The sequence below is a fragment of the Streptomyces dangxiongensis genome (assembly GCF_003675325.1).
Taxonomy (GTDB): Bacteria; Actinomycetota; Actinomycetes; order Streptomycetales; family Streptomycetaceae; genus Streptomyces; species Streptomyces dangxiongensis.
The window spans coordinates 5,853,361-5,874,944 of record NZ_CP033073.1 but is presented as its reverse complement, the minus strand read 5'-3'; the positions used below and the strand labels follow the sequence as shown (position 1 = coordinate 5,874,944).

General features: G+C 73.6%; 24 protein-coding genes and 3 pseudogenes. 6 read left to right on the top strand and 21 right to left on the bottom strand.

Going from position 1 to position 21,584, the window contains the following annotated elements; genetic code table 11:
* Nucleotides 1–90 precede the first annotated feature (90 nt).
* From trpA to hisI, 9 genes and pseudogenes are all read right to left on the bottom strand, one after another.
* A complete protein-coding gene (gene trpA / locus D9753_RS26540; RefSeq protein WP_121789279.1) occupies nt 91–909 on the bottom strand; it encodes a tryptophan synthase subunit alpha in 819 nt (272 codons plus the stop codon).
* Nucleotides 906–2,189, bottom strand: coding sequence for a tryptophan synthase subunit beta (gene trpB / locus D9753_RS26535; protein ID WP_121789278.1), 1,284 nt, complete (start codon nt 2,187–2,189; stop codon nt 906–908). Before trpB ends, trpA begins: the two co-directional genes overlap by 4 nt.
* A 66-nt stretch (nt 2,190–2,255) precedes the next feature.
* Nucleotides 2,256–2,495 (bottom strand): tryptophan biosynthesis modulator TrpM, encoded by a 240-nt coding sequence (gene trpM / locus D9753_RS39435; protein ID WP_121789277.1) that lies wholly within the window; start codon nt 2,493–2,495, stop codon nt 2,256–2,258.
* A 23-nt stretch (nt 2,496–2,518) separates the two neighbouring features.
* Nucleotides 2,519–3,328 carry an indole-3-glycerol phosphate synthase TrpC gene (trpC, locus tag D9753_RS26525; protein ID WP_121789276.1) on the bottom strand — a complete coding sequence of 270 codons (810 nt, stop codon included), beginning with the start codon at nt 3,326–3,328 and terminating at the stop codon, nt 2,519–2,521.
* Between the two features lie 134 nt (nt 3,329–3,462).
* Nucleotides 3,463–3,855, bottom strand: coding sequence for a DUF2752 domain-containing protein (locus D9753_RS26520; RefSeq protein WP_205614271.1), 393 nt, complete (start codon nt 3,853–3,855; stop codon nt 3,463–3,465).
* 298 nt (nt 3,856–4,153) lie between these two features.
* Nucleotides 4,154–4,411 carry an HGxxPAAW family protein gene (locus D9753_RS26515; protein WP_121789274.1) on the bottom strand — a complete coding sequence of 86 codons (258 nt, stop codon included), beginning with the start codon at nt 4,409–4,411 and terminating at the stop codon, nt 4,154–4,156.
* A gap of 208 nt (nt 4,412–4,619) precedes the next feature.
* A complete protein-coding gene (locus D9753_RS26510; RefSeq protein ID WP_121789273.1) occupies nt 4,620–5,258 on the bottom strand; it encodes a TIGR02234 family membrane protein in 639 nt (212 codons plus the stop codon).
* Nucleotides 5,259–5,311: 53 nt separating this feature from the next.
* Nucleotides 5,312–6,795: pseudogene (locus tag D9753_RS26505) on the bottom strand (anthranilate synthase component I).
* Between the two features lie 11 nt (nt 6,796–6,806).
* Nucleotides 6,807–7,208 (bottom strand): phosphoribosyl-AMP cyclohydrolase, encoded by a 402-nt coding sequence (gene hisI / locus D9753_RS26500; protein ID WP_121791306.1) that lies wholly within the window; start codon nt 7,206–7,208, stop codon nt 6,807–6,809.
* A 149-nt stretch (nt 7,209–7,357) separates the two neighbouring features.
* Between hisI and D9753_RS26495 the strand changes: the two genes are divergently transcribed.
* Complete coding sequence (locus tag D9753_RS26495) at nt 7,358–7,993, top strand: TIGR03085 family metal-binding protein (protein WP_121789272.1); 636 nt, start codon at nt 7,358–7,360, stop codon at nt 7,991–7,993.
* 13 nt (nt 7,994–8,006) lie between these two features.
* Entirely contained in the window at nt 8,007–8,405 is a 399-nt protein-coding gene (locus tag D9753_RS26490) for a VOC family protein (protein WP_121789271.1), read from the top strand.
* A 7-nt stretch (nt 8,406–8,412) separates the two neighbouring features.
* On the opposite strand, the pseudogene D9753_RS26485 reads toward D9753_RS26490, so the two are convergent.
* The 10 genes and pseudogenes from D9753_RS26485 to hisD form a co-directional block, all read right to left on the bottom strand.
* Nucleotides 8,413–9,510, bottom strand: a pseudogene (locus tag D9753_RS26485) (MFS transporter).
* A 153-nt stretch (nt 9,511–9,663) separates the two neighbouring features.
* A pseudogene (locus D9753_RS26480) lies at nt 9,664–9,822 on the bottom strand (transcriptional regulator); the annotation flags it as partial.
* Between the two features lie 74 nt (nt 9,823–9,896).
* Entirely contained in the window at nt 9,897–10,652 is a 756-nt protein-coding gene (gene hisF, locus D9753_RS26475; protein WP_121789270.1) for an imidazole glycerol phosphate synthase subunit HisF, read from the bottom strand.
* Entirely contained in the window at nt 10,649–11,059 is a 411-nt protein-coding gene (locus D9753_RS26470) for a RidA family protein (protein WP_121789269.1), read from the bottom strand. Before D9753_RS26470 ends, hisF begins: the two co-directional genes overlap by 4 nt.
* Nucleotides 11,056–11,781, bottom strand: coding sequence for a bifunctional 1-(5-phosphoribosyl)-5-((5-phosphoribosylamino)methylideneamino)imidazole-4-carboxamide isomerase/phosphoribosylanthranilate isomerase PriA (priA, locus tag D9753_RS26465; RefSeq protein WP_121789268.1), 726 nt, complete (start codon nt 11,779–11,781; stop codon nt 11,056–11,058). The genes D9753_RS26470 and priA overlap by 4 nt, the downstream gene beginning before the upstream one ends.
* 3 nt (nt 11,782–11,784) lie before the next feature.
* Nucleotides 11,785–12,429, bottom strand: coding sequence for an imidazole glycerol phosphate synthase subunit HisH (gene hisH / locus D9753_RS26460; protein WP_121789267.1), 645 nt, complete (start codon nt 12,427–12,429; stop codon nt 11,785–11,787).
* Nucleotides 12,420–12,584, bottom strand: coding sequence for a hypothetical protein (locus tag D9753_RS36695; protein ID WP_163010796.1), 165 nt, complete (start codon nt 12,582–12,584; stop codon nt 12,420–12,422). The genes hisH and D9753_RS36695 overlap by 10 nt, the downstream gene beginning before the upstream one ends.
* A 3-nt stretch (nt 12,585–12,587) precedes the next feature.
* Entirely contained in the window at nt 12,588–13,181 is a 594-nt protein-coding gene (gene hisB / locus D9753_RS26455) for an imidazoleglycerol-phosphate dehydratase HisB (RefSeq protein WP_121789266.1), read from the bottom strand.
* Nucleotides 13,178–14,287, bottom strand: a complete 1,110-nt coding sequence (locus D9753_RS26450; protein WP_240468292.1) for a histidinol-phosphate transaminase — start codon at nt 14,285–14,287, stop codon at nt 13,178–13,180. Before D9753_RS26450 ends, hisB begins: the two co-directional genes overlap by 4 nt.
* Complete coding sequence (hisD, locus tag D9753_RS26445; protein ID WP_121789264.1) at nt 14,284–15,609, bottom strand: histidinol dehydrogenase; 1,326 nt, start codon at nt 15,607–15,609, stop codon at nt 14,284–14,286. Before hisD ends, D9753_RS26450 begins: the two co-directional genes overlap by 4 nt.
* A gap of 199 nt (nt 15,610–15,808) precedes the next feature.
* Here hisD and D9753_RS26440 point away from each other — a divergent pair, with 199 nt between their 5' ends.
* The 4 genes from D9753_RS26440 to ybaK all read left to right on the top strand — a co-directional run bounded on the left by D9753_RS26440 (nt 15,809) and on the right by ybaK (nt 19,879).
* Entirely contained in the window at nt 15,809–17,386 is a 1,578-nt protein-coding gene (locus D9753_RS26440) for an oxidoreductase (protein WP_121789263.1), read from the top strand.
* Nucleotides 17,387–17,557: 171 nt separating this feature from the next.
* A complete protein-coding gene (locus tag D9753_RS26435) occupies nt 17,558–18,610 on the top strand; it encodes a hypothetical protein (RefSeq protein ID WP_205614270.1) in 1,053 nt (350 codons plus the stop codon).
* An 11-nt stretch (nt 18,611–18,621) separates the two neighbouring features.
* Entirely contained in the window at nt 18,622–19,362 is a 741-nt protein-coding gene (locus D9753_RS26430) for an LON peptidase substrate-binding domain-containing protein (RefSeq protein WP_121789262.1), read from the top strand.
* Between the two features lie 19 nt (nt 19,363–19,381).
* On the top strand, nt 19,382–19,879 hold the full coding sequence (gene ybaK, locus D9753_RS26425; protein WP_121789261.1) for a Cys-tRNA(Pro) deacylase: 498 nt from the start codon (nt 19,382–19,384) through the stop codon (nt 19,877–19,879).
* Nucleotides 19,880–20,007: 128 nt separating this feature from the next.
* Here the strand turns inward: ybaK and D9753_RS26420 are convergent, their stop codons facing one another.
* Nucleotides 20,008–20,673 (bottom strand): AAA family ATPase, encoded by a 666-nt coding sequence (locus D9753_RS26420; RefSeq protein ID WP_121789260.1) that lies wholly within the window; start codon nt 20,671–20,673, stop codon nt 20,008–20,010.
* Between the two features lie 34 nt (nt 20,674–20,707).
* Nucleotides 20,708–21,529 carry an ABC transporter permease gene (locus tag D9753_RS26415; protein WP_121789259.1) on the bottom strand — a complete coding sequence of 274 codons (822 nt, stop codon included), beginning with the start codon at nt 21,527–21,529 and terminating at the stop codon, nt 20,708–20,710.
* Nucleotides 21,530–21,584 lie beyond the last annotated feature (55 nt).

Genomic DNA, 21,584 nt, shown 5'->3' with positions numbered 1-21,584 from the left:
AACGAACCGGGGAGGCGCAGCGCGCCTCCCCGGCCCAAGGTCCACCCCTTCGAGTGACCGCGCCCCCTGGAAAGGGGATCCCGCGTGCGGTCACACCTGTCCGCGGACGCCCTTCGCCAGGTCCGCCGCCAGCTCGCGGACCGCCGCGAGGCCGGAGGCGTGGTCGGGGGCGTCCAGCATCCGCTTCACGAACGCCGAGCCGACGATGACGCCGTCGGCGAAGCCGGCGACCTGGGCGGCCTGGGCCGCGTCGGAGACGCCGAGCCCGACACAGACGGGCAGGCCGCTGCCGGTGGCACGGGTGCGCTCGACCAGCTCGTGAGCCTGCGCGCCGACGGACGCGCGGGTGCCGGTGACGCCCATGAGGGAGGCGGCGTAGACGAAGCCGCTGCCCGCCGCGGTGATCCGGGCGAGCCGCTCGTCCCGGCTGCTCGGCGCCACGACGAAGACGGTCGCCAGGCCGTGCTTCTCGGCGTGCTCCCGCCACAGCGCCGACTCCTGCACGGGCAGGTCGGGCAGGATGCAGCCCGCGCCGCCCGCCTCGGCCAGCTCGGCGGTGAAGCGCTCGACGCCGTACCGGTCGATCGGGTTCCAGTACGTCATGACCAGCACGGGCTTGCCGGTGGCCGCGTGGGCCTCCCTGACCGTGCGCATGACGTCCACGATCTTCACCCCGCCGCGCAGGGCGATGTCGTCGGCGGTCTGGATGACCGGGCCGTCCAGGACCGGGTCGCTGTGCGGCAGGCCGACCTCGACGATGTCGGCGCCGCCGTCGAGGACGGCCTTGACCGCCTCGATGCCGCCGTCCACGGTCGGGAAGCCGGCCGGGAGGTAGGCGATGAGTGCGGCGCGGCCCTCGGCCTTCGCGGCGGCGAGGGTGTCCGACAGCAACTGGATGGTGCCGCTCACTTGGCGTCCCCCTCGATCTCGGCGGTGTCGGCTTCGTCGGCGGCCACCTCGGCGTCGGTGTCGTACAGGCCGAAGTAGCGGGCGGCGGTGTCCATGTCCTTGTCGCCGCGGCCCGAGAGGTTGACGAGGACGAGGCCGTCCGGGCCCAGCTCCCTGCCGACCTCCAGGGCGCCGGCGAGGGCGTGGGCGCTCTCGATGGCCGGGATGATGCCCTCGGTGCGCGACAGCAGGCGCAGGGCCTGCATGGCGGCGTCGTCGGTGACCGCGCGGTACTCGCCGCGGCCGGAGTTCTTCAGATAGGCGTGCTCGGGGCCGACGCCCGGGTAGTCCAGGCCGGCCGAGATCGAGTACGGCTCGGTGATCTGGCCCTCCTCGTCCTGGAGGACGTAGGAGCGGGAGCCGTGCAGGATGCCGGGCTCGCCGGCGGTGAGGGTGGCCGCGTGCTCGCCGCTCTCGATGCCGTGGCCGGCGGGCTCGCAGCCGATCAGGCGGACGCCCTCGTCGGGGAGGAAGGCGTGGAAGAGGCCGATGGCGTTGGAGCCGCCGCCGACGCAGGCGACGGCGGCGTCCGGGAGGCGCCCGGCACGCTCCAGAAGCTGCCGGCGGGCCTCCACCCCGATCACCCGGTGGAAGTCGCGCACCATGGCCGGGAAGGGGTGGGGGCCGGCGACCGTGCCGAACAGGTAGTGGGTGTGGTCGACGTTGGCGACCCAGTCCCGGAACGCCTCGTTGATGGCGTCCTTGAGGGTGCGGCTGCCGGACTTCACGGCGACGACCTCGGCACCGAGCATGCGCATACGGGCCACGTTGAGGGCCTGGCGCTCGGTGTCGATCTCACCCATGTAGATCGTGCAGTCGAGGCCGAACAGCGCGCAGGCGGTGGCGGTCGCGACACCGTGCTGGCCGGCGCCGGTCTCGGCGATGACCCGGGTCTTGCCCATGCGCCGGGTCAGCAGGGCCTGGCCGAGCACGTTGTTGATCTTGTGGGAGCCGGTGTGGTTGAGGTCCTCGCGCTTGAGGAACACCCGGGCGCCGCCCGCGTGCTCGGCGAAACGGGGGACCTCGGTGAGGGCGCTGGGGCGGCCCGTGTAGTGGGCGAGCAGATCGTCGAGTTCGCGGGCGAACTCGGGGTCCGCCTTCGCCTTGTCGTACTCGACGGCGACCTCGTCCACGGCGGCGACGAGGGCCTCCGGGATGAACGTGCCGCCGAACGCGCCGAAGTAGCCTCCCGCGCTGGGCACCTGCCCCTCGGGGTCAGGGATGAAGAACTGGCTGGGCATGCGGATACCTCACGGTGAGTGTGGTGAAGAGACACTGATCGCCGTGGGGGCGGGGCTTGTCGGACGTCAGGCCGTTGGTGACCGGTCGCGCCCGCGCGGCGGTAGCCGCAGATCGAACAGAGCCCCGCGCCCCTGGAGGGCGCGGTGCCATCGACGGCCGTTCACCTGACCGGGTTCGTCCCCGATGACGTACCGCACGCGACGGCCGTGCACCCGGCGGGCGGGCGCGCGGCAGCCCCGCGGGCGGCAGCCGCGCGCGAGGCGGGCGTACCGGTCCACGGTCGTCACAGTGGTCGTCGTCCTCATCGGAAGCCAAGCCTAACGGGAGGTCAGCCGCGTCCGTGCCGCAATGCCGGATGCTCGCCCGCCGCCACCAGGTCGGCGACGGCCGCCTTGGGGTCGCGGCCGGTCACCAGGGACTCGCCGACCAGGACCGCGTCGGCGCCGGCGTTGGCGTAGGCGATCAGGTCGTGCGGCCCGCGCACTCCGGACTCGGCCACCTTGACGACGCTGTCCGGGATCTCCGGGGCGATCCGCTCGAAGGTGCCGCGGTCGACCTCCAGCGTCCTGAGGTCCCGCGCGTTGACGCCGATGACCCTCGCGCCCGCGTCCACCGCCCGCTCGACCTCGTCCTCGTCGTGCACCTCGACGATGGGCGTCAGGCCGATGGACACCGCCCGCTCGATCAGCGACTCCAGGGCCGGCTGGTCCAGCGCGGCCACGATCAGCAGCGCGAGGTCGGCGCCGTACGCCCGGGCCTCCCAGAGCTGGTACGACGTGACGATGAAATCCTTGCGCAGCACCGGGATGTCCACGCGCGCGCGGACGGTCTCCAGGTCGGCGAGGGAGCCGCCGAAGCGGCGCTGTTCGGTGAGCACGGAGATCACGGCCGCGCCGCCCGCCTCGTAGTCCGCCGCGAGTGCGGCCGGGTCGGCGATCGCCGCCAGCGCGCCCTTGGACGGGCTGGAGCGCTTGACCTCGCAGATCACCTTGACGCCGTCGCCCTTGAGCGCGGCCACCCCGTCCTTGGCGGCCGGGGCCTTCGCCGCACGCTCCTTGAGCTCGTCGAGGCTGACGCGTGCCTGCCGCTCCGCGAGGTCGGCACGGACTCCGTCGATGATCTCGTCGAGCACACTCACGCGAGCGGCCCCCTTTCAGGACGGTGGTTCTTCAGGTTCTGAAAACCCGTGGTCACTGCGATGGTATCCGCAGGAGGGCCGAGGCTTCGCATCCACTTCCGGGCGGTCCCACTACCTGGACGTTCGCTGTTCGATCAAGGGTGTAGCCAGCCACCGAACGGCAGGTTCCGGACGACGGTGAACACCAGCAGCAACGCGCCGAGCGCCCACAGCGGTGCCGGCCCGGGGTCGATCCGGACCGGCCGGCCGCGCGCCGCGCGGACCACCCAGACGGCCCACAGCACGGCGAAGCCCAGGCAGGCGGCCACCACCGGCGCGTTGTCGCGCAGGGCGGTGAGGAGGTCGCCGTGGACGAGGGCGTGGGCGCCGCGCAGCCCGCCGCACCCGGGGCAGTACAGGCCGGTGGACCGGTACAGGGGGCAGGCGGGGTAGTGGCCGGGCTCGTTCGGGTCGACGGCGCCGACGTAGGCGAAGGCCCCGCCGGCCGCCGCGAGCAGCCCCGCCGCGACGGCGAGCCGTCGCCGCACGGGCGGGGGCGGGGCGGGGCGCGGGAGGCTCCGCGGAGCCCAGCACGGGACCGGGGGGCTGTCGGCTTTCACCCGGGCAGCCTCCCCCACGCCCCGGCTCCGCGCACGCGGAGCGCGTCCGGCCGGGGGACGAGGGGGCAGGGCCGCACGCACGCGCACGGGTACGGGTCCGGTCAGCACCCGCGTGCGGAAGGAGGCCATCCCCCCAGGGGACGACGCGGGGGCCGGGTACGGCGAAGGGGCGGGCCGGGTTCCCTTCCGGGTCGCCGGGCCGCCCCTCGGGGAAGCGCTGTGCCGCTCAGCTCTCGGCGCCGGCCGGCTCGCGGGTCGCGGCGGGGGCGGTGTGCGGGGCGGGGCGCGACGCCTTGGGCTGGCCGAGACCCATGGCACGCATGATGGCGCCGACGACGCCACCGAGCACCACGACCACCATGCCGGCCCAGAAGCCGACCGGCCGGGCCATCACCATGAAGGCGCCCGAGACGCAGAAACCGATGAAGGCGATGATGACACCGGTCCAGGCGGCCGGGGTGTGACCGTGGCTGCTGCCCGCCATGACTTGCTCCTCGTTGCTGTGTACGTGTGCGTGTCGAGTACGCGTCGTACGTCGTGTCCGTACGGTTCCGAGCCCGCCCGTCACTGTCCGAGCCGGACGCTCAGTGCCCATTGTCCCGTACGCGTGCGGCCGCAGGACGCGGGGGTGGCGTCTGTTGCGCCACACCGGGCGACACGGGACCGCACCGGGCCCGGCCCGCCGCCGCGGCTCAGGCGCCGGTCGGGTCCTCGCCCCGGTCCAGGGCCTTCCAGATCTCCTCCGGCCGCTCCGGGTCGACCGGCCGGGCCGTGCGCCGCGGGCGGGGCGTGCCGCGCTCGTAGCGGCCGGACATCGCGGGCCACAGCCACCCGTAGCGCAGGGCGAGCAGCCCGGCGAGCAGGATCAGCAGGCCGCCGGCGGCCGCGACGTAGGGCCAGGCGGTGTGGGTGAGCGCGTCGACCGCGGCGGAGGTGTCGCCGCCGGCCCTGGCGGCCTTCTCGTCCAGGGCGGAACTGTCGGAGGCGCCCACGAGGGCGGCGGCGGCGATCCCGGCACCGGACAGCGCGAGCAGCCCGGAGACGGCGAGGCGGCCGGCCCGGCGGACGGCGAAGACGGCGACGAGCGCGGCGAGGCCCACTATGGCGAGGGCCGCGGGGACGCCCGTGACGTCGCTGCCCCTGGCGGTCAGCGGGAAATCGCCGCCGGCCACCGTCGCGGTGCCCTCCGCCCAGCGCTGCCGGGTCGCGAGCAGCGTCACGGCCGCGCCGAGCGCACCGCACAGGAGGGCCGCGGCGAGGCTGCGCCGGCCGGACCGGGCGGGTGCGGCGGCTTCGGAAGGGGGGTGAGGAACGGCAGTCACGTACTCCACTATCGCCTGGACCCCGGGCGAACCGTCACCCGGGGCCTTCTCGGGCGGGTGTCCTACCGGCTCAGCCGGTTCGCCGTGTGCACCGCCCGCAGCACGGCGGCGGCCTTGTTGCGGCATTCCAGGTCCTCGGCGGCCGGGTCGGAGTCGGCGACGATGCCGGCGCCGGCCTGGACGTACGCGGTGCCGTCGCGGAGCAGGGCCGTACGGATGGCGATCGCGGTGTCGGAGTCGCCGGCGAAGTCCAGGTAGCCGACGCAGCCGCCGTACAGTCCGCGCCGGGACGGCTCCACCTCGTCGATGATCTGCATCGCCCGGGGCTTGGGCGCGCCGGAGAGGGTGCCCGCCGGGAAGCACGCGGTGAGCACGTCGAAGGCGGTGCGGCCCGGGGCGACCCTGCCGGTGACGGTCGAGACGATGTGCATCACGTGCGAGTAGCGCTCGACGGACATGAAGTCGACCACCTCGACCGAGCCGGGCTCGCAGACCCTGCCCAGGTCGTTGCGGCCGAGGTCGACGAGCATCAGGTGCTCGGCGCGCTCCTTGGGGTCGGCGAGCAGTTCCTCGGCGAGGGCCTGGTCCTCCTGGGGGGTGGCCCCGCGGTGCCGGGTGCCGGCGATGGGGTGGACCATCGCGCGCCCGTCCTCCACCTTCACCAGGGCCTCCGGGGACGAGCCGACCACGTCGAACCCGTCGAGGCGGAAGAGGTACATGTACGGCGAGGGGTTGGTGGCCCGCAGCACCCGGTAGACGTCCAGGGCGCTCGCCGTGCACGGCGTCTCGAAGCGCTGGGAGGGTACGACCTGGAAGGCCTCGCCCGCGCGGATGCGCTCCTTGATGTCCTCGACGGCCCGCCGGAAGTCGGGGCCGCCCCACAGGGCGGTGTGGTCGGGCAGCTCGGAGGGCGGCAGGACGGCCGGCGGCTGGGCGACGGCGCGGGTGAGGTCGGCCTCCATGGCGTCGAGACGGGCCACGGCGTCCGCGTACGCCTCGTCCACGCCGGTGTCGAGGTCGTTGTGGTTGATCGCGTTGGCGATCAGCAGGACCGAGCCCTCCCAGTGGGTGGTCCATCACGGCGAGGTCGCTGGTCAGCAGCATGGTCAGCTCGGGCAGCCGCAGGTCGTCGCGCTCGCCGGGGCCGATCTTCTCCAGGCGGCGGACGATGTCGTAGCCCAGGTAGCCGACCATGCCGCCGGTGAAGGGCGGCAGGCCCTCCTGGTGCGGGGTGTGCAGGGTCTCCAGGGTGGCGCGCAGGGCCACGAGGGGGTCGCCGTCCACGGGGACGCCGACCGGCGGGGTGCCGAGCCAGTGGGCGCGGCCGTCCCGTGTGGTGAGCGTGGCGGCGCTGCGGACCCCCGACGAAGGAGTACCGGGACCAGGAGCGGCCGTTCTCCGCCGACTCCAGCAGGAAGGTGCCGGGGCGCTCGGCGGCGAGCTTGCGGTAGAGCGCGACCGGGGTGTCACCGTCGGCGAGGAGCTTGCGCGTGACCGGGATGACGCGCCGGTCGGCGGCCAGCTTGCGGAAGGTCTCGAGGTCCATGGCCGCTGACCTTACTGAGCGGAGGCGGTCGGGCCGGAATCGGCGGCTTCGAGGAGGACGTCCGCGTCGAAGCAGGTGCGCGCGCCGGTGTGGCAGGCGGCGCCCACCTGGTCCACCTTGACCAGCAGCGTGTCGGCGTCGCAGTCCAGCGCGACCGACCGCACGAGCTGGAAGTGGCCCGAGGTGTCGCCCTTGACCCAGTACTCCCGGCGGCTGCGGGACCAGTAGGTGCAGCGGCCGGTGGTCAGCGTCCGGTGCAGCGCCTCGTCGTCCATCCAGCCGAGCATGAGCACCTCGCCGGTGTCGTACTGCTGGGCGATGGCGGGGACGAGCCCGTCGGTGCTGCGCTTGAGCCGCGCGGCGATCTCCGGGTCGAGGCTGCTGGGGCGGGGCGTACCGGCCGTACTGGTCATGGGTGCCATTGTGCCGCGCCGAGCCGGCCGGGCGGCCGGGGCGTCCGGGGAGTGGTCACGGCGCCGGCCGGGGCCGTCCGGGGAGCGCGGTGGGGACGATGAGGGGGTGACGGGTGGGAGGACGGCCGGCGGGGCCGTAGGCTGGCTGCATGTCGACCTTCGCCAAGCGTGAACGGCTCCTTCTCGCCGACCTCTTGGAAACCGTCGGTCCGGCCGCGGAGACACTCTGCGAGGGCTGGCGCACCCGGGACCTGGCCGCGCACGTGGTCGTGCGCGAGCGCCGCCCCGACGCGGCGGGGGGCACGCTGGTCAAGCAGCTCGCGCCGCGCCTCGAGAAGGTGATGGCGGAGTACGCCGCGAAGCCGTACGAGGAACTGATCCGGCTGATCCGTACCGGCCCGCCGCGCTTCTCACCCTTCCAGCTCAAACAGCTCGACGAGGCCGCCAACATCATCGAGTTCTACGTCCACACCGAGGACGTCCGCCGCGCCCAGCCGGGGTGGAGTCCGCGCGAGCTGGACACGGTCTTCCAGGACGCGCTGTGGTCCCGTCTCGAACGGGCCGCTCGGCTGATGGGGCGGGGCGTACCGACGGGGCTGGTGCTGCGCCGCCCGGACGGGCAGACGGTGGTGGCGCACCGGGGCACTCCGGTGGTGACGGTGACCGGTGAGCCGTCGGAGCTGCTGATGTTCGCGTTCGGCCGGCAGAGCGTCGCCCGGGTGGACCTGGAGGGTGACGCCGACGCGATCGCCACGCTGCACGAGTCCCGGCAGTTGGGCATCTGAGAGGGGCCGCCCCGTGATCAAGGTGGCGATGACCGGCGTCTACGTGGACGACGTGGCACGGGCGCACGCCTTCTACACGGGCATCCTCGGTTTCGAGACCCGGCTCCACATGGACCTCGGTGACGGCACGCTGTTCGTCACCGTGGGGGCGCCCCAGGGGGCCCAGCCGGACCTCCAGCTACTGCTGGAGCCCGGCGAGGGACCGGTCGCGGAGCCGTACCGCAGGGCGCTGTACGAGACGGGGCTGCCGTGCATCGTCTTCTCCGTGGACGACATCCGGGCCGAGTACGAGCGGCTGCGCGGGCTCGGGGTCCGGTTCACGCATCCCCCGCGGAACCAGGGGCCGGTGCTGGCGGCGGTGTTCGACGACACCGTCGGCAATCTGGTGCAGCTCGTGCAGCCGAAGGAGTGAGGCGCCGTCAGCCGGGGATCTCCGCGCGGCGCAGGTCCGGCACGAGCAGGGCGACGGCCCCGCCGAGGCCGCAGACGACGGCGCTGACCGCGAAGACCGGCCCGAGGCCCCAGACGCCGATCGCGGCGGCCGCGAACGGCATGCTCAGCGGGGCGAGACCGAGGCTGACCAGGCCGGCCACTGCGGTGACCCGGCCGAGGCAGGCGGGGTCGGACTGGGTCTGGAGCAGGGCCCCGCACAGGGCGCCGCTGAGCCCTGCGAGCAGGCCGACGAGCAGGGCCACCCCGACGGCGGCGGTGAGCGCGGGCACGAAGGCGAGGGCGCCGATGGCGACGGAGCCCGCGACGCACGCGCACCCGGTGACCAGCCCCGCGCGGGGCACCCGGCCGCGCACGGCCAGCAGCAGTGAGGCGGCACCCGCGCCGGCGCCGAATCCGGCGAGCACCCATCCCATCCCGGAGGCGCCCCAGCCACGCCGGTCGGCGAGCAGGTCCCGGACTCGGACGGAGATCAGCAGCGGCACGGAGACGGCGATCAGCACGCCTGCCAGGGTGAAGGCCGCGCAGGCTCCGCCGACCGCGACGCCGAGGCCGCCGAGCGGGGCCCCGGCGACGTTCGCGAACCGGATGGCGAGGCCGCGCATGCCCTGCACCCGGGCCAACTGGCGGGTGCCGGTGATCCGGGCCGGGAGGGCGCCCACGGCGGGCATGAAGACGGCGTCGACGGTGCCGAAGACCAGCGCGAGCAGGGCGAGCAGCCACAGTCCGGGGCTGGTGAGGAACAGCAGGGCGGCGACCGCGAGGACGGCGGCGCAGCGCACGGCGTCGCTGCCGATGACGACCTTCCTGGGGCCCAGCCGGTCTGCGACCACTCCCCCGCCGAGCATCAGCACCGCCCTGGGCAACGCGCTGGCCGACATCACCAGGCCGGCCCGCGCCGGGCTCCCGGCCTGGACGGCCGCCCAGGACAGGGCGAGTTAGTAGACGCTGTCACCGAGCATCGAGCAGGTGTAGGCGCCGAGCCAGCGCAGGACGTTCGGGTCGCGGTGGGCGGGGCGGTCGGGCGTGGCGGGGGCGGGGGCGGGAGGTATGACGGTGGCGGTCACGGAGGGGTCCTCTCAGCCACGCATCCGACGCGAACCGGACACGAAGCGATGCGGATCGGGCGCGGATCGGGCGCGGATCCGGCACGAACCGACGCGGGCCAGGCGCGGGTCAGACGTGGATCAGGCGCGGGCCAACCGCGGGCCAGCCGCAGGTCAGCCGCGGAAGGGGAAGCCGTACGCGAACAGCGCGACGTGTTCGCGGCCCTCGGTGTCGCCCGCGGCCTCGGCGGCGCGGGCCCGCTCGTCGTGCCTGCGCAGCAGCGCCTCCAGTTCCCGCTTCAGCGCGGTGAGTTCCGCCGGGGTCAGCCGCATCCAGCACCCTAGATACGAAAGAGAAGTTGCACAATCAATCTTGCGCAACTTCTCTTTCGCATTCCTCGCGGGTGTCACCGCACCGGGTGCCCGGCCTCCCGGAGGGTCTGCTTCACCTCGCCGATCCGCAGGTCACCGAAGTGGAACACCGACGCGGCCAGCACGGCGTCCGCGCCCGCCTCGACGGCCGGCGGGAAGTCGGCCAGGGCGCCGGCGCCGCCGGAGGCGATCACCGGGACGGTCACGTGCTTGCGGACCGCCGCGATCATCTCCAGGTCGTAGCCGTCCTTGGTGCCGTCCGCGTCCATGGAGTTCAGCAGGATCTCCCCCGCGCCCAGCTCGGCCGCCCGGTGCGCCCACTCCACGGCGTCGATGCCGGTGCCGCGCCGGCCGCCGTGGGTGGTCACCTCGAAGGTGCCCCCGGCGGTGCGCCGCGCGTCCACCGAGAGGACCAGCACCTGGCGCCCGAAGCGCTCGGCGATCTCGCGGATCAGCTCCGGGCGCGCGATCGCCGCGGTGTTGACGCCCACCTTGTCGGCGCCCGCCCGCAGCAGCTTGTCCACGTCCTCCGCCGTGCGGACACCGCCGCCGACCGTCAGCGGGATGAACACCTGCTCGGCGGTGCGGCGCACCACGTCGTAGGTCGTCTCCCGGTTGCCGGAGGAGGCGGTGATGTCCAGGAAGGTCAGCTCGTCGGCGCCCTCGGTGTCGTACACCTTGGCCATCTCGACGGGGTCGCCCGCGTCGCGCAGGTTCTGGAAGTTGACGCCCTTGACGACCCGGCCGTCGTCCACGTCCAGGCAGGGGATGACTCGTACGGCCAGGGTCATGCGGACACCCCGGGTTCTCCGCCGGAGCGGAACGCCTCCACCTCGACCTCGACGACCAGACTGGGGTCGACGAGACCCGAGACGATGATCATGGACGCGGCGGGCCGGACGCTGTCGAACAGCTCCTTGTGGGCACGGCCGACCTCGTCCACGTCCCGGGCGTGCGTGAGGTACATGCGGGTGCGCACCACGTCGTCCCGGCCGAGCCCCACCTTCTCCAGCGCCGCCAGCGCCACGTCGAAGGCGTTGACCGCCTGCTCGTACGGACCGCCCCCGGCGATCTGGCCATCCACGATGGAGGTGCAGCCCGAGACCAGCACCAGGCCGTTCGGCAGGGCCACCGCGCGGGCGTAGCCGAACTGCTCCTCCCAGGGCACGCCCGTCGTCACACGCCGTACGTCACTCACCGGGCCACCGCCTCCAGGGCCTCTTCCAGGGTGAACGCCTTCGCGTACAGCGCCTTGCCGACGATGGCGCCCTCGACGCCGAGCGGTACCAGCCCCGCGATGGCGCGCAGGTCGTCCAGGGACGACACGCCGCCGGACGCGACGACCGGGCGGTCGGTGGCGGCGCACACGTTCTTCAGCAGCTCCAGGTTGGGGCCCTGGAGGGTGCCGTCCTTGGCGATGTCGGTGACGACGTAACGGGCGCAGCCCTCCTTGTCGAGGCGCTCCAGCGTCTCGTACAGGTCACCGCCGTCGCGGGTCCAGCCGCGGCCCCGCAGGGTCGTTCCGCGCACGTCCAGGCCGACGGCGATCCGGTCGCCGTGCTCGGCGATGACCCGGGCGACCCACTCGGGGGTCTCCAGGGCGGCCGTACCGAGGTTTACCCGGGTGCAGCCGGTGGCGAGGGCGGCGGCGAGGGTGTCGTCGTCGCGGATGCCGCCGGACAGCTCCACCTTGATGTCCATCGCGCCGGTGACCTCGGCGACCAGGGCGCGGTTGTCGCCGGTGCCGAACGCGGCGTCCAGGTCGACCAGGTGCAGCCACTCGGCGCCGGAGCGCTGCCAGGCGAGGGCGGCCTCCAGCGGGGAGCCGTAGGACGTCTCGGTCCCGGACTCGCCGTGGACGAGGCGTACGGCCTGGCCGTCGCGGACGTCGACGGCCGGGAGCAGTTCGAGCTTGGCCATGGTCTACAGGGTTCCGATCCAGTTGGTGAGGAGCTGGGCACCGGCGTCGCCGGACTTCTCGGGGTGGAACTGGGTCGCCCGCAGGGCGCCGTTCTCCACGGCGGCCACGAACGGCTTGCCGTGCGTCGACCAGGTGACCCGGGGCGCCTCGATCACCGGGTTGTGGCTCTCCAGGGTCCACTCGTGGACGGCGTAGGAGTGCACGAAGTAGAAGCGGGCGTCGGCGTCCAGGCCGGCGAACAGCTCGGAGCCGGCGGGCGCGTCGACGGTGTTCCAGCCCATGTGGGGCACCACGTCGGCCTGGAGCGGCTCGACGGTGCCGGGCCACTCGTCCAGGCCCTCGGCCCGGACGCCGTTCTCGATGCCGCGCGCGAAGAGGATCTGCATGCCGACGCAGATGCCCATGACCGGGCGCCCGCCGGACAGCCGGCGGTCCACGATCCAGTCGCCGCGGGCGGCGCGCAGGCCGTCCATGCAGGCCGCGAACGCACCGACGCCCGGCACCAGCAGCCCGTCGGCGTTCATCGCGCGGTCGAAGTCACGCGTGATCTCGACTTCGGCGCCCACGCGCGCGAGGGCGCGCTCGGCGGACCGGACGTTGCCGAAGCCGTAGTCGAAGACGACGACCTTCTTGGTGCTCAATTCCACACCTCCAGCCGCACGACGCCCGCGACGAGGCACAGGGCCGCCCCGATGGAGAGCAGCACGATGAGGCTCGCGGGCATCTTCTGCTTGACGAAGGAGATGATCCCGCCGGCCAGGAAGAGGCCGACGACGATCAGGAGGGTCGACAGACCGGTCATGGGTTACAGGGCGCCCTTCGTCGAGGGGAGGATGCCGGCCGCGCGCGGGTCGCGCTCGCTGGCGTAGCGGAGCGCCCGGGCGAGCGCCTTGAACTGGCACTCCACGATGTGGTGCGCGTTGCGTCCGTAGGGCACGTGCACGTGCAGCGCGATCTGCGCCTGGGCGACGAACGATTCCAGGATGTGCCGGGTCATCGTCGTGTCGTACGCGCCGATCATCGGCGCCATGTTCTCGGGCTCGGTGTGCACGAGGTACGGGCGGCCGGACAGGTCGACGGTGACCTGGGCGAGGGACTCGTCCAGCGGGACCGTGCAGTTGCCGAAGCGGTAGATGCCCACCTTGTCGCCGAGCGCCTGCCTGAAGGCGGCGCCCAGCGCGAGGGCGGTGTCCTCGATGGTGTGGTGGGAGTCGATGTGCAGGTCGCCGTCGGTCTTCACGGTCAGGTCGAACAGACCGTGCCGGCCGAGCTGGTCGAGCATGTGGTCGTAGAAGCCGACGCCGGTGGCGATGTCGGTCCGTCCCGTGCCGTCGAGGTCGATCTCGACCAGGACCGCGGTCTCCTTGGTGGTGCGCTCCACGCGTCCTATGCGGCTCATGCCTCAAGCTCCTTCTTCAAGTCCCGTACCGCGTCGAGGAACGCGTCGTTCTCCTGCGGGGTGCCGGCGGACACCCGCAGCCGTCCCGGTACGCCGTTGTCCCGGACCAGGACGCCCCGGTCGAGGATCCGCCGCCAGGCGTCTTGGGCGTTCCTGAAGCGGCCGAACTGCACGAAGTTCGCGTCGGACTCGGTGACCTCGTAGCCCATCGCGCGCAGTTCGGTGACCAGCCGGTCCCGTTCCGCCTTGAGCTGCTCGACGTAGCCCAGCAGGGTGTCGGTGTGCTCCAGGGCGGCCAGGGCGGTCGCCTGGGTGATCGCCGACAGGTGGTAGGGCAGGCGTACGAGCTGGACGGCGTCCACGACCGCGGGGTGCGCGGCGAGATAGCCGAGGCGGAGCCCGGCGGCGCCGAACGCCTTCGACATGGTGCGGGAGACGACCAGGTGGGGGCGGTCCGCCAGCAGCGGCAGCAGCGAGTCGCCGTGGCTGAACTCGACGTAGGCCTCGTCCACGACGACCATCGACGGCTTCGCCCGCTGCGCCGCCTCGTACAGCGCGATGACCGTCGCCGCCGGCACCGTGTTGCCGGTGGGGTTGTTGGGGGTGGTGATGAAGACGACGTCCGGCCGGTGCGTGGCGATCGCCCGCTCCCCGGCGGCGGGGTCGATGGTGAAGTCCTCGTTGCGCGGGCCGGGGATCCAGCCGGTGCCGGTGCCGCGCGCGATGAGGGCGTGCATCGAGTACGACGGTTCGAAGCCGATGGCGGTACGGCCCGGTCCGCCGAAGGCCTGGAGGAGCTGCTGGATGACCTCGTTGGAGCCGTTGGCCGCCCAGACGTTCTCGGTGCCGATCGGATACCCGCCGGTCCTCGTCAGGTATTTCGCCAGCTCGGTGCGCAGCTCGACCGCGTCCCGGTCGGGGTAGCGGTTCAGGTCGCGGGCCGCTTCCCGGACCCGCTCCGCGATCCGCTCGACCAGCGGTCCGGGCAGCGGGTAGGGGTTCTCGTTGGTGTTCAGCCGTACGGGCACGTCTAGCTGGGGCGCGCCGTAGGGGGACTTGCCGCGCAGCTCGTCCCGTACGGGGAGGTCGTCGATGCCGAAGCTCACTTGTTCGCCGGAACCTTCCATCCGAACCGCGCCTTGACCGCCGCGCCGTGCGCCGGCAGGTCCTCCGCCTCCGCCAGCGTCACCACGTGGTGGGCGACCTCGGCGAGCGCTTCCCTGGTGTAGTCCACGATGTGGATGCCGCGCAGGAAGGACTGGACGGACAGGCCCGAGGAGTGGCAGGCGCAGCCGCCGGTGGGCAGGACGTGGTTGGACCCGGCGGCGTAGTCGCCGAGCGAGACGGGGGCCCAGGGGCCGATGAAGACCGCGCCCGCGTTCCGCACGCGGTCGGCGACCTCGGCGGCCCGGGCGGTCTGGATCTCCAGGTGTTCGGCGCCGTACGCGTCGACCACCCGCAGGCCTTCCTCGATGCCGTCGACGAGGACGATCGCGGACTGCCGGCCCTTCAGCGCGGGCACGATCCGGTCCTCGATGTGCTTGGTGGCCGCGACCTGCGGCTCCAGTTCCTTCTCCACCGCGTCCGCCAGCTCGGCGGAGTCGGTGACGAGGACGGCCGCCGCGAGCGGGTCGTGCTCGGCCTGGCTGATCAGGTCCGAGGCGACGTGCACCGGGTCGGCGGTGGAGTCCGCGAGGATCGCGATCTCCGTCGGGCCGGCCTCGGCGTCGATGCCGATCCTGCCGGTGAAGTAGCGCTTGGCGGCGGCGACCCAGATGTTGCCGGGGCCGGTGACCATGTTGGCGGGCGGGCAGGACTCGGTGCCGTACGCGAACATCGCGACGGCGGTGGCGCCGCCGGCGGCGTACACCTCGTCCACGCCGAGCAGGGCGCAGGCGGCGAGGATCGTCGGGTGCGGAAGGCCGCCGAACTCCGCCTGCGGCGGGGAGGCGAGCGCGATGGACCCGACGCCGGCCTCCTGGGCCGGCACGGCGTTCATGATCACGGAGGAGGGGTAGACGGACCGGCCGCCCGGCGCGTACAGCCCGACGCGCTGGACCGGCACCCACTTCTCGGTCACCGAGCCGCCGGGCACCACCTGGGTGGTGTGCGTGCTCCGGCGCTGTGCGCGGTGGACCAGGCGGGCGCGGCGGACGGACTCCTCCAGGGCGGCGCGCACCGCGGGGTCGAGGCCGTCGAGCGCGTCGGCGAGCGCCCGGGCCGGGACACGGACGGATTCCAGCCGTACTCCGTCGAACTTCTCGGCGAAGTCGATCAGCGCCGCGTCACCACGATGATGCACGGCCTCGCAGATCGGACGCACCTTCTCCAGGGCGGCCGAGACGTCGAAGTCGGCTCGGGGCAGCAGGTCGCGCAGGGCGGGGCCCTCGGGAAGGGCGTCGCCGCGCAGATCGATTCGGGAGATCACAGTCCCAATTCTCTCAGACCGGCGTCGGGAGTCGTCCGCACGTATCAATGGCTGATACAGAACGCGGGCCAATGACTGGTACATAGGCTGGCCGGAACCCGGAAGATCCCCTTCACCTGCTGTGTTCCGAGGGTCACTCACCGGGCATGAACGGCTGTACGAAACTACTGGACCGGGACCGGACCGGGAGAGGACAACGGTGACCGAGGGGACCGGCATCCGCGCCGGGGACCTGCCGGACGACCTGACGGCGGCCGAGGCCGGCATGTGGCAGGCCTTCCGCAACGGCAGCGGCTACGACCTGAGCAGCGGAGACGCCATAGTGGACGACCCGCACGGCGGTCATCCGTGGGGTCCCGAACGCACCGTGCGGGCCCGCATCGTGTGCTGGCTGCTGCTGGACGGCCCGCCGGCGCTCGCGGGCCGGGTGTCCGCGCTGAAGCTCGCCGGCGTGCGGATCACCGGCACGCTGGACCTGGCGGGCGGCCAGGTCACGCCGTACCTGGAACTGAGCGGCTGCCGGTTCGACGAGGAGGTCCGGCTGCCGGAGGCCCGGTTCACGACCGTGCGCCTGGTGGACTGCTCGGTGCCGCGGCTGGAGGCGGCCCGCGTGCACACCGAGGGCGATCTGCACCTGCCGCGCTGCCGCTTCCAGAACGGGGTCCGGCTGACCGACGCCCACATCGGCACCGACCTGCTGCTCAACCAGGCGATCGTGTACCGCGACCGCAGCGGGCGGTCGATCGCGGCGGACGGCATGACCGTCGGCCAGGATCTCCAGGCCGAGCTGCTGGAGTCGCACGGCGAGCTGAGCCTGCGCGGCGCCAAGGTCGGCGTGTCGCTCAGTCTGCGCGGTGCGAAACTGGCCAATCCGTACGCCCGCCTGGCCCTGAACGCCCCCCAGCTCACCGTCGGACGCACTCTGTACCTGACCCCGGCCGGCGTCGGCAGCCCGCTGCTGAGCGGCACGACACCCGCGCGCGGGACGCGCATCCAGCGGTTCGAGTGCCGGGGCGGGGTGCGGCTGGACGACGGGCGGTTCGGGGACGCCGTCGACCTGGAGCGGGCCCGGTTCACCTTCACCGACGACCAGGAACTGTCGCTGCGCCGGGTGCAGACGCCCGAACTGCGCTTCCTCGGGGACCGGCCCGAGCGCGGCAAGGTGGTGCTGTCCGGCGCGCGGATCGTGAACCTGGTGGACCGCGCGAGTAGCTGGCCGGACGAGGGGAACCTGCACATGGGCGGGTTCACCTACGAGAACCTGGTGCCGCAGGGCCCGTTCCCGCTGACCCGGCGCCTGGACTGGGTGTCGGCGGCCACCGCCGAGTACGCCCCGGAGCCGTACGAGCGGCTGGCCGCGGTGCTGCGCGCGGCCGGGGAGGACGAGGACGCGCGCGAGGTGCTGCTCGCCAAGCAGCGCCGGCGGCGCGAGACGCTGCCGCTGGCGGGCAAGCTGTGGGGCCACGTCCAGGACTGGACGGTCGCCTACGGCTACCGGCCCGGCCGGGCGGCGGTGTGGATGACGGTGCTGTGGGCGGCGGGCACCCTGGCGTTCGCGCACGCCTACCATCCGCCGACCAACCCCGGTGGCCACCCGGCCTGGAGCCCGGCGCTGTTCACACTGGACCTGCTGCTACCGGTGATCGACCTGGGGCAGGCCGGCCAGTGGCAGCTTCGCGGCGGCTGGCAGTGGCTGGCGGCGGTGATGGTCCTGCTCGGCTGGATCCTGGCGACGACGGTGGCGGCGGGCGCGACCCGGCTGCTGCGGCGTAGCTGAGGCCGCGACACGCCACGCCGGGCACCCTACGCCTCGGCACCCGTCCTTCACCTCAGGGTATGGACGTACACAATTTGAACATTCATCCTTTACAGGTCCTTGACCCTGTGACGTACAACTTTCGCCGACTTGCCCGGACCCTCTGGCGCCGCCGGGACCTGCGGACTTTCAATGGTCGGCACCATGGCTCTGCTGCCCTCGTTCATCCGCCCCACCCGGATGGCCAAACGCTCCGCGCGCCCGACCGGACTGCCGCCGGCCGGGGACGAGACGGTGCTCGACGCACCCGACGACCGCCTCTCGCCCGCGCTGGTCGCCGCCGCCCGCGGCGAGTACGCCGTCGCGGCCGGCCTGCTGGCCGCCACCCGCGCCGGTGCCGAGTGGGAGAACCGGGACCGGTACGCGCGCCGCCTCGCCGCCTTCGCCCGCTCGCGCCCCGAGTGGTACGAGGAGTGGCGCGCCGCCGCCCCCGAGGACCCCGGCGCGCTGCTGGTCGGCGCCCAGCTCGCGGTGGACCGCGCCTGGCCGTCGCCGGCCCGCGCCGAGCTGCTGCGCGAGGTGAGCCCGCACATCACCGCCGCCGCCCGCGCGGACGACCGCGACCCGGTGCCCTGGCGGATCGCGCTGGACCACGCGCGCGGCTCACGGGCCGGGCACCGCTACTTCGAGGAGCTGTGGGAGGCCGCGGTCCGCCGCGCCCCGCACCACTACGGCTGTCATGTGGCCGCCCTGCGCTACCTCGCCGCCTCCTGGCACGGCTCGCACCACGCGTGCCTCGACTTCGCCGACCGGGCGGCGCAGGACGCCCCCGCCGGCTCGCTCGTCCAGGCCCTGCCCGCCCGCGCGGCCTTCGGCTACCTGACCGACGGCTGCGGCCCCGAGGTGCCGCGCGCCCGGCTGGACGCGGCGGCCGACCGGGCGATCGGGCTCTCCGGGCACTTCCCCGAGGCCGATCCGTGGCCCGCCGAGGTCCGCAACAAGCTGCTGTACGTCCTGCTGCGCCTGGACCGCCGGGAGGACGCCCGCACCCAGCTTCGGCTGATCGGCCCGTACGCCACGTCCTTCCCCTGGGAACGGTTCTCCGACGACCCGCTCGGCCACTTCCTGCGCCTGCGCGAGCACCTGCTGACGGCGGGGCCGCGCCCCCTCCCGGCCGGGCTGATCACAGCACCCGGGGACCCCCTCGGCGAGCACGGCGGACACGTCCGCGCCGACGACCACTAGGCTGGGGCGCCGTGACCACCGTCCGTCTCCCGCTCTTTCCGCTGAACTCGGTGCTGTTCCCCGGGCTCGTGCTGCCGCTCAACGTCTTCGAGGAGCGGTATCGCGCCATGATGCGCGAGCTGCTGAAGACCCCCGAGGACGAACCGCGCCGGTTCGCCGTCGTGGCCGTCCGCGACGGCCACGAGGTCGCGCCGAGCGCCCCCGGCATGCCGGATCCCACGGCCGAACCCGAACGCGGCCCGTCCGCCGGCTTCGGCCCCGACCTCGTGCGGGCGTTCCACAGCGTGGGCTGCGTGGCGGACGCGGCGACCGTCCGGGAGCGGTCCGACGGCACGTTCGAGGTGCTGGCGACGGGCACGACCCGCGTCCGCCTGCTGTCCGTGGACGCCTCGGGCCCGTTCCTGACCGCGGAGCTGGAGGAGCTGCCGGAGGAGCCCGGTGACGAGGCCGGCGCGCTGGCGGAGGGTGTCCTGCGGTCCTTCCGTCAGTACCAGAAGCGTCTGGCGGGCGCCCGCGAGCGCTCCCTGTCCTCGGGGGCGGAGCTGCCGGACGATCCGAGCGTGGTGTCGTACCTGGTGGCGGCGGCGATGGTGCACGACACGCCGACCAAGCAGCGCCTGCTCCAGGCGCCGGACACCGCGTCCCGGCTCCGGGACGAGCTGAAACTCCTTCGCGCGGAGACGGCCATCATCCGTAACCTGCCGTCGTTGCCGGCGTTCGAGCTGACGCGGACGCCGACCAGTCTGAACTGAGGGGGGACCGGCACTCTCGATGGCGAAGAAGCAGAAGCAGCAGTCCGGGGGCACGCCCGCGACGGTGGCCCTGGCGGCGGCAGGGGTGGACTTCACGGTGCACGCCTACGCGCACGACCCGTCCCACCCCTCCTACGGCGAGGAGGCGGCCCAGGCGATGGGCGTCTCCCCCGACCGGGTCTTCAAGACCCTGGTCGCCGACGTCGACGGCTCACTGGTGGTCGGCGTGGTCCCGGTGGCGGGCTCCCTGGACCTGAAGGCCCTCGCGGCGGCGGTCGGCGGCAAACGCGCCGCGATGGCCGACCCCACCCTCGCCGAACGCACCACCGGCTACGTCCGCGGCGGGATCTCCCCGCTCGGCCAGCGCAAGAAGCTCCCCACGGTGCTCGACGACTCGGCCGGGTCCCACTCCACGATCTGCGTCTCGGCGGGCCGCCGCGGCCTGGAGGTGGAACTGGCCCCGCGGGACCTGGCCGACCTGACGGACGCGGTCCTGGCCCCGATCGGCAGGGTCTGAGGAGAACGGCCCCGGTGCCCGCCGGCGGCAGGGACTGTGGCGACAGTCGTCGGCCGGCCGGGGCCGCGGAGGGCCGGGCGGGTGCCGGGCCGGGCGTCGCGGTCAGAAATGCGGATACGGCCGCTCGGTCACGGGTGCGGATACGGCGGCTCGGGGTCCTGCGGGCCGAAGAGCGCCGGCTCGGGGTCCCTCGGCCCGAAGAGCGCCGTGAGCCCGAGATGCACCAGCGCCCCGCCCAGCGGCCAGGCCAGCAGCGCGCCCTTCGCCCCGAGCTTCAGCGGCGCCGAGAACGTCACGCCCTTGCCCACGGCCCGCGCGTGCGCCAGCACGTCGGACCCGGGACCCAGCCACACGCCCAGCCGCCAGGCCAGCAACGAGCCGAGCAGCCCGCCCACGCCCAGTGCCACCACGACCGGCACACCTCCGCGCCGCCGCAGCAGAAAGAGGACCACCGCGCTGACCAGCCCGAAGGCGAGGCCCAGCAGCGCGAACGTACCGTCCACGCCGATCGCCTGCTCGCCCTCGGTGTCCTTGAGGTAGACGACCCAGTTCTTGTCGATCACGTCACCGACCAGCGGCACGTGCGGCGCCAGCCACCACCACAGCAGCCCCAGCAGCACCCCGCCGAGCGCCACCGCCACCGTGATCACGGCGGCCTCCCGTACTTCCGTCTTCATCCCGGGGCCGTCCTGTTCGTACGGACCCGCGCCCGGCGCCCCGGACGGCGGGGCCTGCCGTACCTGGTGCGGGGAGTCGTCGTGCGGGGGCGGAGGCGGAGTCAACGGTGCGGTCACCCTGACATCGTGCCAGGTCGCGCCGCGCGGCGCGTCACCGGACGGCGGCCCTGCGGTACGCCCGGGCCGCCACGGCCAGCGAGACCACTCCGACACCCGCGCACACCCCCAGGTCAACGAGGACGACCGCCCAGTCCGGGTGGGCCCCGAACGTGCGGGCGTACGCCTCGACGCCGTAGGTCGAGGGCAGCAGATCACGGGCCAGCCGTACGATCTGCGGCATCCGGTCGGCCGGCAGCACGCCCAGCAGCAGCGCCGCCGACATGCCCAACTGACCCAGCAGCGTGGCCAGCTCCGGCCGGGGCGCGAGCAGCCCGCAGGCGGCGCCGAGCCCGGACAGCGCGGCCCCGGCGAGCGGGATGACGGCCAGCAGGATCCACAGGTTGGACAGCGGCAGCCCGAACAGCACGCACCCGAAGACGGCGGTCACCAGCGTGCCCGGCACGGTGAAGGAGGCGTACGCCGCCGCCACGCCCAGCACCACGGCGGCCGGCGGCACCGGCAGCGTGGCGTAGTGGTCGAGTCCTCCGCTGGCCCGAAGCTGCCCGAAGTACTGCGACAGCAGGTTCAGCGCGACGAACGCGACGACCAGCACCGACGACCCGGCCACCACGGACTGGGCCTCGCTGCCGCTGTCGACGACCCCCCGCATCATCACGGTGATGCCGACGGACTGGAAGGTGGCCACGAACAGCAGGGGGATCCGCGCCACCCTGGCCCGGGAAAGCTGTGCCCGGTAGACGGCCGCCAGCGACGGCCACAGCCGAGCGGACGGCCCCAGCTCGGCGGGGCCGGGCGCCGTCTCGGGCACGGCCCGGGTGCCGCCCGGCACCACCTCGGCGGGTACGGCACTCACGGCGAGCTGCTCCCCTTCCCTACGGCGGTCGCGTGGACCCGTACGCACGGCGCGG

What these genes read in the sequence shown, in the direction of transcription:
- trpB (WP_121789278.1), bottom strand. Translation starts at nt 2,189, where the DNA reads ATGCCCAGCCAGTTCTTCATCCCTGACCCCGAGGGGCAGGTGCCCAGC.
- trpM (WP_121789277.1), bottom strand. Translation starts at nt 2,495, where the DNA reads ATGAGGACGACGACCACTGTGACGACCGTGGACCGGTACGCCCGCCTC.
- D9753_RS26515 (WP_121789274.1), bottom strand. Translation starts at nt 4,411, where the DNA reads ATGGCGGGCAGCAGCCACGGTCACACCCCGGCCGCCTGGACCGGTGTC.
- hisI (WP_121791306.1), bottom strand. Translation starts at nt 7,208, where the DNA reads ATGACCAGTACGGCCGGTACGCCCCGCCCCAGCAGCCTCGACCCGGAG.
- D9753_RS26495 (WP_121789272.1), top strand. Translation starts at nt 7,358, where the DNA reads ATGTCGACCTTCGCCAAGCGTGAACGGCTCCTTCTCGCCGACCTCTTG.
- hisF (WP_121789270.1), bottom strand. Translation starts at nt 10,652, where the DNA reads ATGACCCTGGCCGTACGAGTCATCCCCTGCCTGGACGTGGACGACGGC.
- priA (WP_121789268.1), bottom strand. Translation starts at nt 11,781, where the DNA reads ATGGCCAAGCTCGAACTGCTCCCGGCCGTCGACGTCCGCGACGGCCAG.
- D9753_RS36695 (WP_163010796.1), bottom strand. Translation starts at nt 12,584, where the DNA reads ATGACCGGTCTGTCGACCCTCCTGATCGTCGTCGGCCTCTTCCTGGCC.
- hisB (WP_121789266.1), bottom strand. Translation starts at nt 13,181, where the DNA reads ATGAGCCGCATAGGACGCGTGGAGCGCACCACCAAGGAGACCGCGGTC.
- D9753_RS26435 (WP_205614270.1), top strand. Translation starts at nt 17,558, where the DNA reads ATGGTCGGCACCATGGCTCTGCTGCCCTCGTTCATCCGCCCCACCCGG.
- ybaK (WP_121789261.1), top strand. Translation starts at nt 19,382, where the DNA reads ATGGCGAAGAAGCAGAAGCAGCAGTCCGGGGGCACGCCCGCGACGGTG.